The organism is Scytonema sp. HK-05, assembly GCF_963872035.1.
Taxonomy (GTDB): Bacteria; Cyanobacteriota; Cyanobacteriia; order Cyanobacteriales; family Nostocaceae; genus Kalymmatonema.
Window position 1 is genome coordinate 48,629 of sequence record NZ_CAWMYC010000130.1, and the last position, 15,448, is coordinate 64,076.

8 protein-coding genes are annotated in these 15,448 nt (G+C 44.0%); 7 read left to right on the plus strand and 1 reads right to left on the minus strand.

The window, feature by feature from the left end:
* Positions 1-12: 12 nt before the first annotated feature.
* From AACT52_RS29020 to AACT52_RS29030, 3 genes are all read left to right on the plus strand, one after another.
* A complete protein-coding gene (locus AACT52_RS29020; RefSeq protein WP_073634296.1) occupies positions 13-1,302 on the plus strand; it encodes a glycosyltransferase in 1,290 nt (429 codons plus the stop codon).
* 51 nt (positions 1,303-1,353) lie between these two features.
* The gene (locus tag AACT52_RS29025; RefSeq protein ID WP_073634288.1) at positions 1,354-2,541 is read left to right on the plus strand and encodes an FtsX-like permease family protein; all 1,188 of its coding nucleotides are present in this window, start codon (positions 1,354-1,356) and stop codon (positions 2,539-2,541) included.
* 116 nt (positions 2,542-2,657) lie between these two features.
* Positions 2,658-3,416 carry an ABC transporter ATP-binding protein gene (locus AACT52_RS29030; RefSeq protein ID WP_445263932.1) on the plus strand — a complete coding sequence of 253 codons (759 nt, stop codon included), beginning with the start codon at positions 2,658-2,660 and terminating at the stop codon, positions 3,414-3,416.
* A gap of 212 nt (positions 3,417-3,628) precedes the next feature.
* On the opposite strand, the gene AACT52_RS29035 is transcribed toward AACT52_RS29030, so the two are convergent.
* Positions 3,629-9,496, minus strand: coding sequence for a translocation/assembly module TamB domain-containing protein (locus AACT52_RS29035; protein ID WP_073634289.1), 5,868 nt, complete (start codon positions 9,494-9,496; stop codon positions 3,629-3,631).
* Between the two features lie 646 nt (positions 9,497-10,142).
* On the opposite strand from AACT52_RS29035, the gene AACT52_RS29040 reads away from it, so the two are divergent.
* The 4 genes from AACT52_RS29040 (at position 10,143) to AACT52_RS29055 (ending at position 15,080) form a co-directional block, all read left to right on the plus strand.
* Positions 10,143-11,339, plus strand: coding sequence for an RNA-guided endonuclease InsQ/TnpB family protein (locus tag AACT52_RS29040; protein WP_073634291.1), 1,197 nt, complete (start codon positions 10,143-10,145; stop codon positions 11,337-11,339).
* A gap of 151 nt (positions 11,340-11,490) precedes the next feature.
* Entirely contained in the window at positions 11,491-11,937 is a 447-nt protein-coding gene (locus AACT52_RS29045; RefSeq protein WP_073634292.1) for a DUF3110 domain-containing protein, read from the plus strand.
* A gap of 90 nt (positions 11,938-12,027) precedes the next feature.
* The gene (murQ, locus tag AACT52_RS29050) at positions 12,028-12,954 is read left to right on the plus strand and encodes an N-acetylmuramic acid 6-phosphate etherase (RefSeq protein WP_073634293.1); all 927 of its coding nucleotides are present in this window, start codon (positions 12,028-12,030) and stop codon (positions 12,952-12,954) included.
* A gap of 467 nt (positions 12,955-13,421) precedes the next feature.
* On the plus strand, positions 13,422-15,080 hold the full coding sequence (locus tag AACT52_RS29055) for an alpha-amylase family glycosyl hydrolase (RefSeq protein WP_073634294.1): 1,659 nt from the start codon (positions 13,422-13,424) through the stop codon (positions 15,078-15,080).
* Positions 15,081-15,448 lie beyond the last annotated feature (368 nt).

Sequence of the window (15,448 nt, forward strand, 5' to 3'; positions counted from 1 at the left end):
AAAGAAAACACGATGAACGGTGAAATTGGACTATGGCTTTCTGTTCTATCCTTGACAATTTGGGTGATATTACTAGGGTTTTGGGGTCAGTTTTGGCGCTCGGACCAACGATTAACAAGACAGGAAACAGATTTATCAATGTTCCCTACTATTTGTGCTGTCATCCCCGCAAGAAACGAAGCTGATTTGCTTCCTGTCACTTTGCGATCGCTTCTCAACCAAGACTATCCTGGTCATCTCACCGTCATCTTGGTAGACGATAGCAGTACGGATGGAACAGCAAATGTTGCCCGTGATGTTGCCCAGGAATTAAACAAAACTCAGCAATTACACGTCCTTTCTGGACAAGCTTTGGCTCCTGGTTGGACAGGCAAGTTATGGGCATTACACCAAGGTATTCAATATGCACAAACCCTGACATCGCCACCAGACTATTTTCTGCTGACGGATGCTGATATTGAACATGATGCTTTGAATCTTCGCTGTTTGGTAGCAAAAGCGCAACAAGAAGATTTGGATCTCGTTTCTTTAATGGTGCGGCTTCGGTGTGAAAGTTTTTGGGAAAAATTGCTTATTCCAGCATTTGTATTTTTCTTTCAAAAACTCAACCCCTTCCCTTGGGTGAACGATCCCACCAAATCAACAGCCGCCGCTGCGGGTGGGTGTATTTTAATTACCCGTGAAGCTTTAACCCGCATTGGTGGTATTGAGGTCGTCCGCGATGCCTTAATTGATGATTGCGCCCTAGCGCAAGCCGTAAAATCTAGGCGTTTTACCCAATTTCCCCATAGGGAAGACAAGGGAGACAGGGAAGACAGGGAAGACAAGGGAGAAAATACCTCCTCATCCCCCTCATCCCCCTCATCCCCCTCATTTCACAAAATTTGGCTGGGACTAACCAACTCAACCCAGAGTTTACGACCTTATCCATCGCTGTCAACCATTTGGGACATGATAGCCCGCACTGCGTTCACACAGTTAAATTATTCCTTGGGGTTGTTAATCGTAACAGTCATGGGGATGATAGTTGTTTACATTGTTCCACCTGTATGTGCAATATTCGGTTTGCTCACAGGAAATTCGCTTGTGGCGATCGCCGGTTTATCAACCTGGCTAGTTATGGCTTATGCCTACTTACCCACGATCCGATTTTATGGATGTTCTCCCGCTTTGGCGCTGTGTCTTCCTGGAATTGCTCTCCTTTATACGCTGATGACTGTAGACTCGGCTGTGCGTCACTGGCAAAAGCGAGGAGGAACTTGGAAAGGAAGAGTCTATTCTAAAACGATAAAGGCTGGTTAATCGCTCATTGTTAGTAGTTTTACCACAAATCCCTATTCCCTATTAAATTTTATGGCTTCAATTGCTCGTAAGAATTTACTAGAAGACATTCCTCGCTTTTTGGTGGCGCAAGCAGGAATTTTATTTGCCGTTAGCTTAGTCACCATTCAAACAGGTCTTCAATATGGGTTTGCTCGCTCCTCTTCGCAATTAATCGATCAATCCCGTGCTGACATTTGGGTGTCTTCAAAAAATATGCAGCATTTGGGGCTAACTATACCAATTCCCTACGAACAGGTTACCAAGGCGCGCAAAGTCGCAGGTGTCGCCAAAGCTGAAGGTGTCATTATTGATGGTGCCTTGTGGCATGAACTACAAACAGACGAAATTACCTCGGTTACGCTGGTTGGCGCAGATCCACAAGGAATGTTATTTGACCGATCAACCATTGTCGCAGGCAGTTTTAATGACTTGAAGCAATCCTTCACTTTCATTATTGACAAAACTGGCTTGGATTCTATTCATCTCAAAAGGTTGGGTGAGGTTGGAGAAATTAACAACATTCCAGCAAAGTTGGTGGGTTTTACTCAAGGAACTCAGTCAATTATCTTCGGTACCTTGATGTTCACCTCTTTAGAGACTGCCAACACTTATAGAAATTACGGTACTCAAACAACCGCTTCTCCAACTAACGTAGGTACCTCTGCTAAAAAACCAACATCAACCGACCAGATTAACTTCGTTTTGATTCGGGCAAAACCCGGTCAAAACATAGCCAAATTAAAGCGAGATTTAGAACAAGCTTTGCCAGACACCCGCGCTTACACTCGGCAAGAAATGTCTAAAATAACACAAGTCTACTGGCAGGAACGCTCTGGAATTGGATTTATTCTCGGTCTTGGTGCGGTGGTTGGCGTCGTTGTTGGGGCAGTGGTCGTTAGTCAAATTCTCTACGCTTCTGTCACAGATCATATCAAAGAGTTTGGCACCCTCAAAGCAATGGGGGCATCTGATTGGTTTATTTACAATGTAATTATTGAGCAAGCACTATGGATGGCAATTTTAGGCTATCTACCAGGGATCGCTCTTTGTCTAGGAGTGGCAGCTTGGACATCAACAGCACAGGGGATTGTCATTTTAATTACACCTATATCGGCAGCTACTGTTTTTGGAATTACGGTGTTGATGTGCGTTAGTTCTGCTGTTTTTGCGATTCAGAAAGTCACTCGCGTTGATCCAGCGATTGTCTTTAAAGGATAGTTTTCTTAGCAGTAATTTTACTTTTTATATAGTGCTAATCACTACATAATTAAGTTTGTGGTTCTTCAGCAGTCGAAAGCACACAACAAATCTCAACTGACAATTAAAAATTGTATATGCCCAAAGAATTTGAGCAAATGACTGATTCTAAAATTCAATCTAATAAATTTGCCCAGAGCAAATATCAAATGAGTTCCACCGCAACAGGCGCAATTGTTGCCCAAGGGGTGGAAATGGTGATTAATTCTAAGCAGCAGCGGCTTCAAATCCTCAAAGAAGTTTACTGGGATATCCAAAAGGGTCATATAGAAATTTTAATGGGACCTTCTGGATCGGGGAAAACGACCTTGCTGTCAATTTTAGCGGGACTATTGACTCCAACGGCGGGCAGCGTGTATTTGCTTGGGCAAGATATTACCAGAATGTCTCGAACTCAACTAGCTCGGTTCCGAAGGCAGAACATTGGCTTTATTTTTCAAGATTTTAACTTGTTTCCCGCACTAACGGCTATTGAGAATGTAGAAGCAGCCTTGAATGTCAAAGGCATTCGGGGAAAGCCAGCACGCAAAGAAGCACAAGCTTTGTTGGAACAAGTTGGACTGGGGGATAAGGTAAAGCAACTTCCCCGTGATTTGTCGGGGGGACAAAAACAAAGAGTGGCGATCGCCCGTGCTTTAACTGGTCATCCACAGGTGATTATGGCAGATGAGCCAACTGCTGCTTTAGACTCTCACAGCGGACATTTGGTTATGGAGTTACTGCGCCAACTGGCAAAAGAACAAGGTTGTACAGTGTTGATTGTCACGCATGATCCCCGGATTTTAGATTTGGCTGACCGAGTTGTTTATATGGAAGATGGGGTACTTAAGCAGTAGACTTCTTGCAAAAATATGAATAAGCCCAAAAGGAACCACAGATAAACACCGATGTAGACGCCTGGAGGGCGGCTTAAGGCAGGGTACACCGATATTTATCTGTGTCCATCTGTGTCCATCTGTGGTTTAATTTCAAAAACATTGAATGAGTGCAAGAGTTTTAGTGAAGTACGGCTGTTGACGATTGCAAGGACAACGCTTGCTGTCTGACATTAAAACCTCTTTTGATACTCAATAACTGCGCGATTGTCATCATTTAAATTAGTGGTTGCACGCAGACGAATGGAATTGTTGAGCCGATAGTTAATACCCCATTGGAAGGGGTCATTAGTTGTCAAAATCTTCAGGGTGGAGACAGAAAACCTGCGAGTGATATCCACTCCAGCTTCCGCTGCCAACTCCAAAGTTGAACTACTCCTACCTGCTTCGAGAGTGTCGGAGAGAATGGTTGGGAATAGACGCAGTTCGCTTAAACCCAATGCTGTTGCAATCTGGTTTAGGGGTTCCTGAAGATTGTTCAGCACAGCCGAACCTGCTATATTAATCAGTCCTAAGGTAGTATCATTACCGCGTCCTTCGGTATCTACCAATCCACCCCCAAGCAGGGCAACAATTTCTGTTTCGCTGCGTGCGGGGCTCGAAGTCAGTTCCAGAGTTTCATCCAGTTTACTTGCCAGACCTTGCACCCTGGCATCAACACGAATAGTTTCTAAAGCCGCTAACCCTGTGATATTTGGTTTATTGAGGTCACTATTTTGAATAACGTCGAGTACTTTCGCAAACAGCTGGATGTCTAACTCGGGATCGCGGGGTTGATTTGCTCTAAAAATAGCTTTATGTTTATAGCCACGCGCAAGGTTAAATCGAGTCGTAAATAAATTTACGCTTCCTTCCTTCAGGCGGATCGTTCCTTCTGGTATTGGTTCTTTAAACGAACCGTTGACGTTAAGGGTTCCAGTAGCCCGGAAACTGAGAATCAGTGGACGGGTAATTTGTACGTTTTTGCCTAGCTGTAACTGTAGGTCTTTGAACTGAGCCGCTGTATAGTCAGCTTTCGGGGTCTCTTGCTTGACCTGTTTCACACCTGAAACATCTATTTTGCTATTTCCATCGGTCGTTTTTGTAGATTCTGCTAGTAAAACTTGACCATCAGCTAACTGCAATTTACCACCAATCATTGGTTTCAGGGCGGAACCAGTCACCACCAAGTTACCCGTGACGCCTCCTTGGTAAAGTTCCTTAAGATTCAAAGCCAATTGGTCAAGGCTAACGGTGAGGGGTTGATCTATTTTTGTTTCTTGACTCGAGACAGGAATCTCACCTTGTGCCTCGACTTTACCCTTGTTATTATACTTACCTTGAAGATTTTGCACGACAATCCGGTCTAAACCAAACTGCACTGTTCCTGTAATATCTGTCAGCTTTCCTGGTAAAGCTTGAGATGAAAAGGTGGCATCCTTTACAGTGGCAATTCCATCTAATATCGGCTGTTGTGTTGTCCCCCGCACCATCAAGTCTATTTGTCCCTCACCTTTTTCAAAGGCGACTTGGTTAGTTAACAGGTTTAAGACTGCCAGCCCTTCATTTTGAACTTTCACATCCAGATTAATTTGATCGTTATCTGGCTTTACAGAAGCAAAAGGCAACTGATAAGGTATACTACCAGCAATTTTAACTGGCTCCGAACCAGAAACCGTAACGTGGCTGCCAAAGTTCAAGCGACCATTGGTATAATTGAAACTCGCAGTCGCTGACTCTACGCCTTTTTGATTGAGAGTCCCCTGAGTGATTTGCAATTCTCCCTTTGCCTGTGGATTGTCAATACTCCCTGCTAAAGCTGCTGTGCCGTTGAGATTACCTGTAAAACCAACAGGCAGTTTGACAAAATTATTTAGCACTTGCACGGGGAAATTGACAACCTGCAACTGACCAGATTGTTCATTCCCACCAATATTACCTGTCAAAGCGATCAAGTTGTTCTGAGACTCCAGTCGCAAAGGTAGCAATCTGAGAACACCATTTTCAAATCTACCTTGAGCAATCACTTGGTCTGCTTTATACAAACGATCCGGTTCATCTGCCCTACCCCAAACAAAGTTTTGACCGTTTAAATTAAAGCTTACATCCAGCCCGTTCGCTGTTGCAGTATCTATAGAAACTTCACCATTGAAAGTTCCCTTTAAATCTGCCAATTCCGGTATAGGAGAAGTATCGCGACGCTGTTGTTTTTGTTGTGCTAGCCGATTTTCAAATTCGCCAAAGCGCTGAAGTTGGGCAGACAAAGGCTGATCTGAAAATCCTACTGACTCAGTGGCATTCAAATCTGCTGCTGTACCGTAGTTTGGCTGTGCCAAACCGCGTTGAACATCTTGTAATTCATATAACTGTAGTGCAGTCAGGACATCTTGAACTTCACCTTGAGTAACGTTCAGTTTACCTTTGATTTGCGGACCTTTGGGAGTTTGGCTTAAAGTTCCGGCAAGGGCGTAACGACTCACACCTTTGACAAATTCGCTATCTGTAATCGTTGTTTGACCATCGCCGTAATGGAATTGTGCCATCAGGCGATCGCCTTTAATGCGTCCTAATTGCGGCTGGGCAATTGCAATATCCCCTTGTGTGGCAAATGTCTTTTGATTAACCTGAAAATCCCCAGTCAAAAATCCAGCGATCGCACCCGTACCAAGATGAGTATTCGCAGGCGGGGTAAGATTCAATATCGCCAAGGGGAAGTTTTCCACTTTCATTGCCAAATTGTCCCCTTGAGATTGACCGCTTGCCAATGCATTTTGCCACCGCACTAAGAAAGAATTGGGGCGATTTTTTGCGTCTGCGTTGAGAGTAATGCGATCGCGTGTGCCTGCAACATCTAAATTTAAACCCTGTCCCTGCGCCAATTGGATGTTTCCAGTTAACACCGACTCAAAAGCCAGTCGATTCACCACCAAGTCTCGTAACCTAACTTGCCCTTGTATATTTGGCACAGGTAGCGTACCGCTGATTCTTCCCCCAAAATCGGCTTTTCCTGCTAAAGCCACAGCGCTAGGAAGCTGCATTGGCAACTTTTGCAGATTATAATTCTGTGCTTGAACGTTGAGATTTAATTCTGTAATTTCCGGTATGCCTGTCCCACCAGATTTGGCTAAAATATAACCATTAGCACTTAAACCTGGAGCAGTGGCTCGCTCGACGAGCAGCTTTTGTCCATCCCAGCCAACAACTGCTGTCAGCGGTTGCTCAATACCAGCAATGCCTTGGGAAAGCTGCACCTGACCAGAGGCACGCACGTTGGATATGTTGAAAGTTCCCACAGTGCCTGCCAGTTGCAGTTTACCGCCAAATTGACCCCGCAACTGCTGCGACAACCGTTTTAATTCCACACCAGAAGCATCAACCACAGCCTGGTAACGACCATCAGCAAGTTGGATCTTAGAAGCGGTGACTGTGCCACCTGCGACATTCACTCGTGCCTGACCAGTAGCTTGAATAGCTTGTGGTTTGAAGGAATCAGCTAAACCAGCAACGTTAAACTGACCTGTCAAAGTGCCGTTAAACTGCGGTGGTACTTGTGATAATTTTTGCAATGGCACATTACTTGCTTGGAGTTGCGCCTGATACCGACCGGCTTCCAATTGGATATTAGAAGCAGTCACACTACCACTGCCAAAATTGACGCGTGCTTGTCCTGTGGCTACAACAGTTTGCGGTTTAAACGATTCAACTGAACCAGCAACGTTGAATTGACCGCTTAACCTTCCTTGAGATTGTTTAGGTAATTGTGCTAATTGTTGCACATCTACATTATTTGCCTGTAGTTGTGCTTTATACAAGCCTTCAGCAAGTTGGATATGAGAAGCTGTAATTGCGCCACCGCCAACTAATAAGCGTCCTTCACCAGTAGCACGTAAGGTTTTGAGGTTAAAAGCGTCTGTATTTCCAGAAACTTGGAACTTACCTGCTAATGGTCCATCTAAACTTTGGGGCGCTTGTTTTAGTAAACGCCCCAACCGCACACTGTCAGCAACCAATTCGGCAGAAAAGCTTTGCTCGCCAAATTGGATCTTAGAAATTGCAACTGTGCCATCCGCAACTTGAACTTTTGCGTTATCTGGACGAATTGTGGCAATTTTAAATGGGGCTGAGGTTCCTGAGAGGACGAGACGACCGTTGAAGCGTGCGTCATCGAGAGAGACATTTTGCAGTTGACTGGAGTTGACAAAACGTTCCACTTGTACTTTGGAAGCATCAGCGATCGCTTGCCAACGCTGATTCGCCCAACTGCCAGCAATTTGTACTGTACCACCAGCAACGCTCAGAGCAACATTACGGAAAGAAACACTTTTGTCTGGGGCGACAATTGTTTCTCCGCTTCCGGGGTAGGTTGCTTGGGGCGCTTGCCATTGTACCGTTGTCTGAACGTTCTCACCACTGCCAGTCAGTTGTGCTGTACCTGAGACAGTACCAATTTGGAATGCAGGTTTTGTGTCGTAAACAGAGGCAATGGCATCCCCTGGAACGTTCTTTGCCGTGACATTAAAATTTAGCTTGGGAATTTTGTTAACAAATTGAATCGTCCCAGCGCCTGTAACTTCACCGCCTACAGTGGCTTTGCCTTGAATATTTTTAAAAGTAATAATAGATGCGACAGGAGAAAACTCAAACTGTGCGCTGGCACTCTTAAAATCGACTTTGTCAATTTTTGCTTCTTTTATAGTGGCAACTGTACCAAACAGAATTGGGTTAGTGATTGATCCAACAACCTGTAAGTCTGCCTTACCTTCCCCAATTGTCGGTACAGGTAATTTGACGTTGAGAGTTTCCCGGACACTTGCCACATTTACCGAATTTACACGCGCTGCTAACTTGTAGCCGGCTTTAGAGTCAATGGTGCCGTTTGCTATTAAGGGGATTTTGCCATAACCAGTGGTGACATTTTCCAGCTTAAGCTGAGTTCCTTGAAAGCGCACCTTACCTTGAGAATTGATAAATGGTAGTGGCATTCGCGGAACTTGAAGTTGAACTCCTTGCCCACTAGCAGTACCAAAAACGAGCAGGTTTTGCTGTTTTTGTTTCAGTTGAATGTTTTGAATTTTCAACTCACCCTGAACTCGACCTGCTTGTAATTCCACGGGTAACTTAACGATGCGAGAAACATCAGCAGCAAGGAAGTTTTGCACCCGTAGCAACTGTAAATTGACTTCTTGAGTCTTGGGACGAAAATCTCCCTGTATGGAAACGTTACCACCATGATCTGGTTGCCCATCCAAATTAAATTTAATAAGTTTGTAGTTTTCTAATAGTTGGGCAGTTCCGTTGATTTGTGAAAATGCTACGGGGGATGAGGGGGATGAGGAAGATGAGGGGGATGAGGGGGATGAGGGAGATGAGGAAGATGAGGAAGATGAGGAAGATGAGGGGGATGAGGGGGATGAGGGAGATGAGGGGGATGAGGGGGATGAGGGAGTGAGGGAGTGAGGGAGTGAGGGAGAAACTCCTAATTTTGAATTTTGAATTTTGAATTTTGAATTGATTTCTTCCCCTACCTGATTTGGCTGGGGAACTAGCACTAAGTTGGCATTGCGAAACCGCAGTTTGTCCAAATCAGTTTTAATTGGTCCTTTTCGACCTGCCGGCGTTATTTTTGTGGTGAGCCAGCGTCTTTGTTCATCCTGTTGAAGGTAAACATCCGGGTTCACTAAGGTGACGTCTAACTTGAGTTTGTGGTTCAACAGCAACTGTAATGGGTCAAAACCTACCTCTACAACCTCGACTGTCACCTTATCCGGATCTGTAGGTGTTGCTGGAATGGCTGAAGCCCCAAACGTCACTCCCGTAAGCGAAAGTTGTTTCACTTTCCCCAGTTGAACTGGACGGTTCAGTGTAGTAGTAAGATTGGTTTGGGCTAGTGGCACTAAGTCTTTATGAATAAAATTCCATACTCGCCAAGCACCGCCCATAATTCCTATAAGCAGAATTCCGCTCAAGGCAATGCCACCACGGCTTAAAATCAGTAACAATTGATGCGTATTATAAATACGGGGGGATTGGGAGTGATGATCGCGATTACAAGCTTTGGTCATTTCGTCTCACTACTGACTCACCGAAACAGTCCTAAGTGCCTAGTGCTGAGGAACCTCCGCACGCCGTTGTCCTCTTCAAGTCGAGGAACCGTCTTAGGCGAAAAGCTCCCGAATTTATCCGTGGAGCAATCATAGCGTTTTTTCCTTGTTTGATCCCCTAAATTTATTTGAGGGGAATTTCTCCGCACACCCTGCTTTTGATCTACAGGGCTTAACACTCATCATCAGCACTCATAAACAAATGTAGCTGTCACAGTTGTACAACCAGCTGGCACACTACTGGCTACGCCTACTCCAGGATAACCGACGATACTAAAGACGGCAGGAGAAATCATGCTTAAAGCTAGATGCGAAATGTGACCGGAAGTCGAAGGGCGCAAGCCCCTAGTTTCTAACTATGGGGATAAGCCCGTAGGGGAATTTATTCCCCGTCCAAATTCTTCAATTAGTTCACTTATACTTATACCTCTTCTCCCTGCTTCATTTCTCATATTCTCCCAAGCTGTGGGGGTTACTACAATTTGATGCCTCTGCTTCACCTCATCGTGTAAAACTGGTATATTCTTTAATCGTTTTTTTGTTGCCATATCCAGATAATGTGTATATACTATACTAAGGCTAACAAATAAAAGGAGGTGATTCAAGAGTGTTGGTATTGGAATACAAAGCGGTGTGTAACCATAGGCAGTCAAAAGCTATAAATGAGGCGATTCGCACAAGTCAGTTTGTACGAAATAAAGTGCTGAGATACTGGATGGATAACCGTGGCGTAGGCAAGAAAGAACTCTACCAGTACAACACTCAACTACGAGCAGAATACAAATTTGTTAATGAGCTAAATAGCCATGCAACTCATGCATCTGTTGAGAATGTTGAGCGTGCAATTAACAGATTCTTCGATAATTGCAAGAAAAACAAACCAGGAAAGAAAGGATATCCGCGCTTTAAGAAAGATGTTCGTTCTGTCGAATACAAAACTTCAGGATGGAAGCTGCACCCAACGAAGCGCCGAATCACCTTTTCAGATAAAAAAGGTATTGGTCAACTTAAATTACTGGGCAAATGGGATATTCACACGTACCCATTAGATCTGATTAAACGAGTGAGGATTGTACGTAGGGCTGATGGCTACTATGTTCAATTTTGCGTAAAAGTGGATATAACTCCTGAACCTAGATCTGGAAATGGCGAAGTTGGGCTAGATGTTGGGTTAGAATACTTTTACTCTGATTCCAACGGATATCACCAAGAAAATCCCAGATTTCTCCGTAAAGCAGAGAAAGCCATAAAGCATGCTCAACGTCGCATCTACAGGAAGGAGAAAGGGAAAAACAATAGACGCAAAGCAATCCGTCGATATGCTCGGAAGCATTTAAGAGTAAGTAGGCAACGTGAAGAACATGCCAAGAGACTGGCACGTTGCGTGTGCAAGGCTAACGCCTTTGTCGCCTATGAAGATTTAAATGTGAAAGGGCTGGTAAAGAATCGTCGTCTAGCGAAGTCAATTAGCGATGTGGCTTGGAGTGCTTTTCGTCGCTGGATTGAATACTTTGCTATTAAGTTCAGAACTGAAGTTGTGGCTGTTGCCCCTCACTACACAAGCCAAGAGTGTAGTGGCTGTGGGAGCGTTGTCAAGAAGGCACTATCAACTAGAACGCATACCTGCAAGTGTGGATGTGTTCTACAGCGTGATGTAAATGCAGCCATCAATATTTTGCTAAAAGCAAAGTCTACCGGTGGGCAAGCGGGAAGTAACGCTTGGGGAGTCGGAACCTCTACTCTCGTTGGGGCAACCCTGCTTGAGCAAGTTGCGACGTTGAGCCAAGAATCCCCTTGCCTTTAGGCATCGGGAGTGTCAAGCTTATACTTTTGGTAATATTAACTCTATTAGAAAAAAATTAAAAATATCTAAGAAAGTGAGAATTCTTGCCTGGGCTTTTCCTTGGACGCAATCAAGAAGTTTAATTAAAAATAGATCCAAGATGGAAGATTAGATGATTACACCCATGCGTGTTTTTGTATTACTGTTTAACGCTCGCACAGAAAATGAGGGAATTCACACAATTCAAGTGGGCGATGGGCAAAGCCCGGCCTCCGGCCATCGCAATAAGGTTCTGATGTTCGAGTCAGAAGACGACGCTACACGCTATGCCCTGATGCTTGAAGCTCAAGATTTCCCAACACCTACCGTAGAAGCGTTTGATTCAGAGGAAATTAAGGAATTTTGTCAAAGTGCGGACTATGACTGGGAAATTGTCCCAACTGACAGTGCTTTGGCAATTCCCCCCGAAGTCAATGTTGAAGAAACCGATTGGAAACCAGAATCCGAAGAGGATGTTGCTGAGGAAATCTTACCTCCTAACCAGGAGTCACCGGAAAAACCAGAATTATCTGACTCAGAACTCGAAAGCATTCGGCGCAAACTAGAAGGGTTATTGTAGAGAGTCGTTAGTCATGAGTCATGAGTCATGAGTCATAACTAAGGACAAAAGACAAAAGACAAATGACCACGGACAGAGGACAAAGGACAAATGATGAACTTGCAGGGGCGCGGGTATCTTTTAACAGAGCAGGTCAATCCTGATAGTCTTAACCTAGACCAACTCAGTTCTATTGAACTGGTGGAACTGTTTAATCGCGAAGACGCAAAGGCAGTGGCTGCGGTAGCTGCTGCTAAAGTTCAGTTAGCTGAAGCGATTGAACGCATTGCAGAACGATTGCAACACGGAGGACGCCTGTTTTATATTGGAGCAGGGACAAGTGGTAGGTTAGCAGTGTTAGACGCTGCAGAGTGTCCACCTACTTTTTGTACACCCCCAGAGATGGTACAAGGAATTATTGCTGGGGGTGCAGGCGCACTAGTACGCAGTTCCGAAGATTTGGAAGACAACGCCGAAGATGGTGAAGCGGCGATCGCTCAACGACAAGTCACGCAACTTGATGTCGTCGTTGGCATTACAGCGGGGGGAACAACGCCTTTTGTCCACGGCGCGATGAGCGCTGCACGTAGCCGGGGTGCAACTACTATATTTATAGCCTGCGTTCCTGCTGAACAAGTCACCTGTGATGCTGATATTGATATTCGCCTGTTGACTGGACCAGAAATACTTGCTGGTTCAACTCGCCTAAAAGCTGGTACGGCGACGAAACTCGCCTTAAATATCCTTTCTACGGGTGTAATGGTGCAGTTGGGTAAAGTTTATGGCAATCGCATGGTGGATGTGGCGGTAACAAATCAAAAGTTACGCGATCGCGCTTTGCGTATTTTACAAGACCTCACAGGTTTAAGCCGAGAAGCCGCTGGTTTCTTATTAGAACGTAGTGGCAAATGGGTAAAGCTGGCACTGTTGATGCATTGGACTGGGTTGGAAAAAGAAGAGGGCTTAAAACTCCTATCAGAATACCAAGGCAATCTTAGGGCGGCTGTTGCTAGTTACAAAAACAACAGCCAATCCTGAGAATTCCAGTTTCAGTTATCAATAAAAAGTCAGGAGTGAGGAGTTATTAACTTCTCACTAACAATTTTTCTATGGATTTATGAACAAGCTTTTGCAGCAGCAATTCCTGAGTCAGAAGCCAGAATTAAGAAGAACTCAGTTGTCAGAACACAGAACACAGAACCAGACATCCCCATAAATAAATTATATAGAAACTTTAAAAGTTATAGTTCATTAAGCAATAAAATCAGAATAGAAATTTTATCAAATTCAGTCTTAAGATAGAGGTACATAATACTTTATTATTTCTACAGGACGATTGGCTAATTTATTTAGCCATTCGACAATATTGATATCTGGCATAAATAATTTAAGAATTGCTAATCACTAAATGATTAATAGCTGAAAGCAATTAATCATTTTGCCCTTGGCAATCTTTTTATGCTTTTTTGCCAGCACATCACCTTTTTGTATCTCGATAGACTTCTATGGCAAAGCCAATTGAATTTAATTTATTTGCACCTTACAACGAAGGTGCTGCATTAATTGGTTCTTTTTCAAATTGGGAAGAAATCCCCCTGGAAAAAGGTGACGATGGTTATTTTCGCACAACTGTTGAATTAGAGGATGGTGTTTATCAATATAAATTCCGCGTTCAATCAAAATCGTGGTTTTTTGAACCCGACCAATGGGTTGATGTGACAGACCCCTACGCCACTGATATCGATGAATCAAGTGGACATGATAACGGTATCGTGCGAATCAAAGATGGGGAAAGAATTGTCGATACCTATGTTTGGCAACATGACGATAAACCCCTACCCGCAGACCACGAATTAGTCATTTATGAACTACACGTTGCGGACTTTTCTGGTGGTGAAGATGACCCTTACGCGCGAGGAAAGTACAAGCACGTTGTTGAAAAGTTAGATTACCTTTGTGAACTGGGAATTAATGCGATTGAGTTGATGCCACTCAAAGAATACCCAGGCGATTATAGTTGGGGTTATAACCCCCGTCACTTCTTTGCCACAGAATCAAGTTATGGTTCTACAGAAGAGTTGAAAAAGTTAATTGATGAGTGCCACGGCAGAGGAATTCGCGTTATTATAGATGGTATTTATAACCATTCAGAATCATCAAGTCCGTTAACACAAATTGACCACGATTATTGGTATCACCACTCTCCCCGCGATCCTGATAATAGCTGGGGACCTGAATTCAATTATGAATTCTACGATGAAAAATTAGAGACCTATCCTGCTCGAAGATTTATTGGTGATACGATCCGTTTTTGGATTCAAGAATATCACGTTGACGGCATTCGCTACGATGCAGCGCGGCAAATTGCTAACTACGACTTCATGCACTGGATTGTGCAAGAAGCTAAAAAAACTGCTAGCATGAAGCCTTTTTACAATATTGCTGAACACATTCCTGAAACTCCCAGTATCACCAATGCAGATGGACCGATGGATGGATGCTGGCACGATAGTTTCCTGCATACAATTGTGGCACACCTTTGCGGTGACACCTTTGATTTAGAGCAACTTAAAGATGTCATCGACGCTAAGCGCCAAGGCTTCATAGGTGCTACGAATGTTGTCAATTACTTAACAAACCACGACCACGATCGCCTCATGGTGGAACTGGGGAACCGCGAGATTTTTGACGAAGAAGCTTTTAGGCGCATTCGGTTGGGAGTTGCTATTCTGATGACCGCCGTCGGTGTGCCTTTGATTTGGATGGGACAAGAGTTTGGCGAGTACAAGCCAAAAACACAAGAGTCATCAAAAATTGAATGGCGATTGCTAGGCAATGACCTAAATCGCAACTTGTTTGAATACTACAAAGGCTTAATTAGCCTGCGTAAACAAAATCATGCCCTCTACACAGAAAATATTGACTTCATCCACGAAAATCCAGAGGCAAAAGTGTTTGCTTACAGTCGGTGGAACGGTGAAGGTTCTCGTGTTGTGGTTGTAGCGAATTTCTCAGAAAATTTCCTAGCTGGGTATCACGTTCCTAACTTCCCCAACGGTGGCACATGGCACGAGTGGACAGCGAATTATGATGTAGAAGCTGGTGACGATGGCATTGTAACTGACCTAGGACCATACGAAGCCAAAGTTTTTGTTTGGCAATAAACGGAACCGCCTCACCGCCATACGTTTAAAAAGTAAAAAGTAAAAAGTAAAAAGAGAATCCCCATAATGAAAATTAGGGGATTTTTGTTGCGGATGCCAGAACAAGTAAAAAGAACCAAGTTAAAAGTAAAAATATTGAACGATTCAATATTTCTTTTAACTTTTAACTTGTTTGGGGGGCTGAAAACCATTTTTTCTTTTTCTTTCTTTTACCTTTTAACTTTTAAATGAGTGCTTTGTTTGGTCAACAATCACGCTCAAACACCCAATTTACCGTTGTTTTAGATCCCCCAACCCCCTTAAAAAGGGGGATCTAGCTAGGCAGGCGGGAGTCCCCACACCATAATTTTTAATTTGGTGTGGCGGTG

Bases quoted from the DNA above. Each gene is read 5' to 3' on its own strand.
- murQ (WP_073634293.1), top strand. From the start codon at position 12,028: ATGATGAACTTGCAGGGGCGCGGGTATCTTTTAACAGAGCAGGTCAAT.
- AACT52_RS29020 (WP_073634296.1), top strand. From the start codon at position 13: ATGAACGGTGAAATTGGACTATGGCTTTCTGTTCTATCCTTGACAATT.
- AACT52_RS29035 (WP_073634289.1), bottom strand. From the start codon at position 9,496: ATGACCAAAGCTTGTAATCGCGATCATCACTCCCAATCCCCCCGTATT.
- AACT52_RS29055 (WP_073634294.1), top strand. From the start codon at position 13,422: ATGGCAAAGCCAATTGAATTTAATTTATTTGCACCTTACAACGAAGGT.
- AACT52_RS29030 (WP_445263932.1), top strand. From the start codon at position 2,658: ATGCCCAAAGAATTTGAGCAAATGACTGATTCTAAAATTCAATCTAAT.
- AACT52_RS29025 (WP_073634288.1), top strand. From the start codon at position 1,354: ATGGCTTCAATTGCTCGTAAGAATTTACTAGAAGACATTCCTCGCTTT.
- AACT52_RS29045 (WP_073634292.1), top strand. From the start codon at position 11,491: ATGATTACACCCATGCGTGTTTTTGTATTACTGTTTAACGCTCGCACA.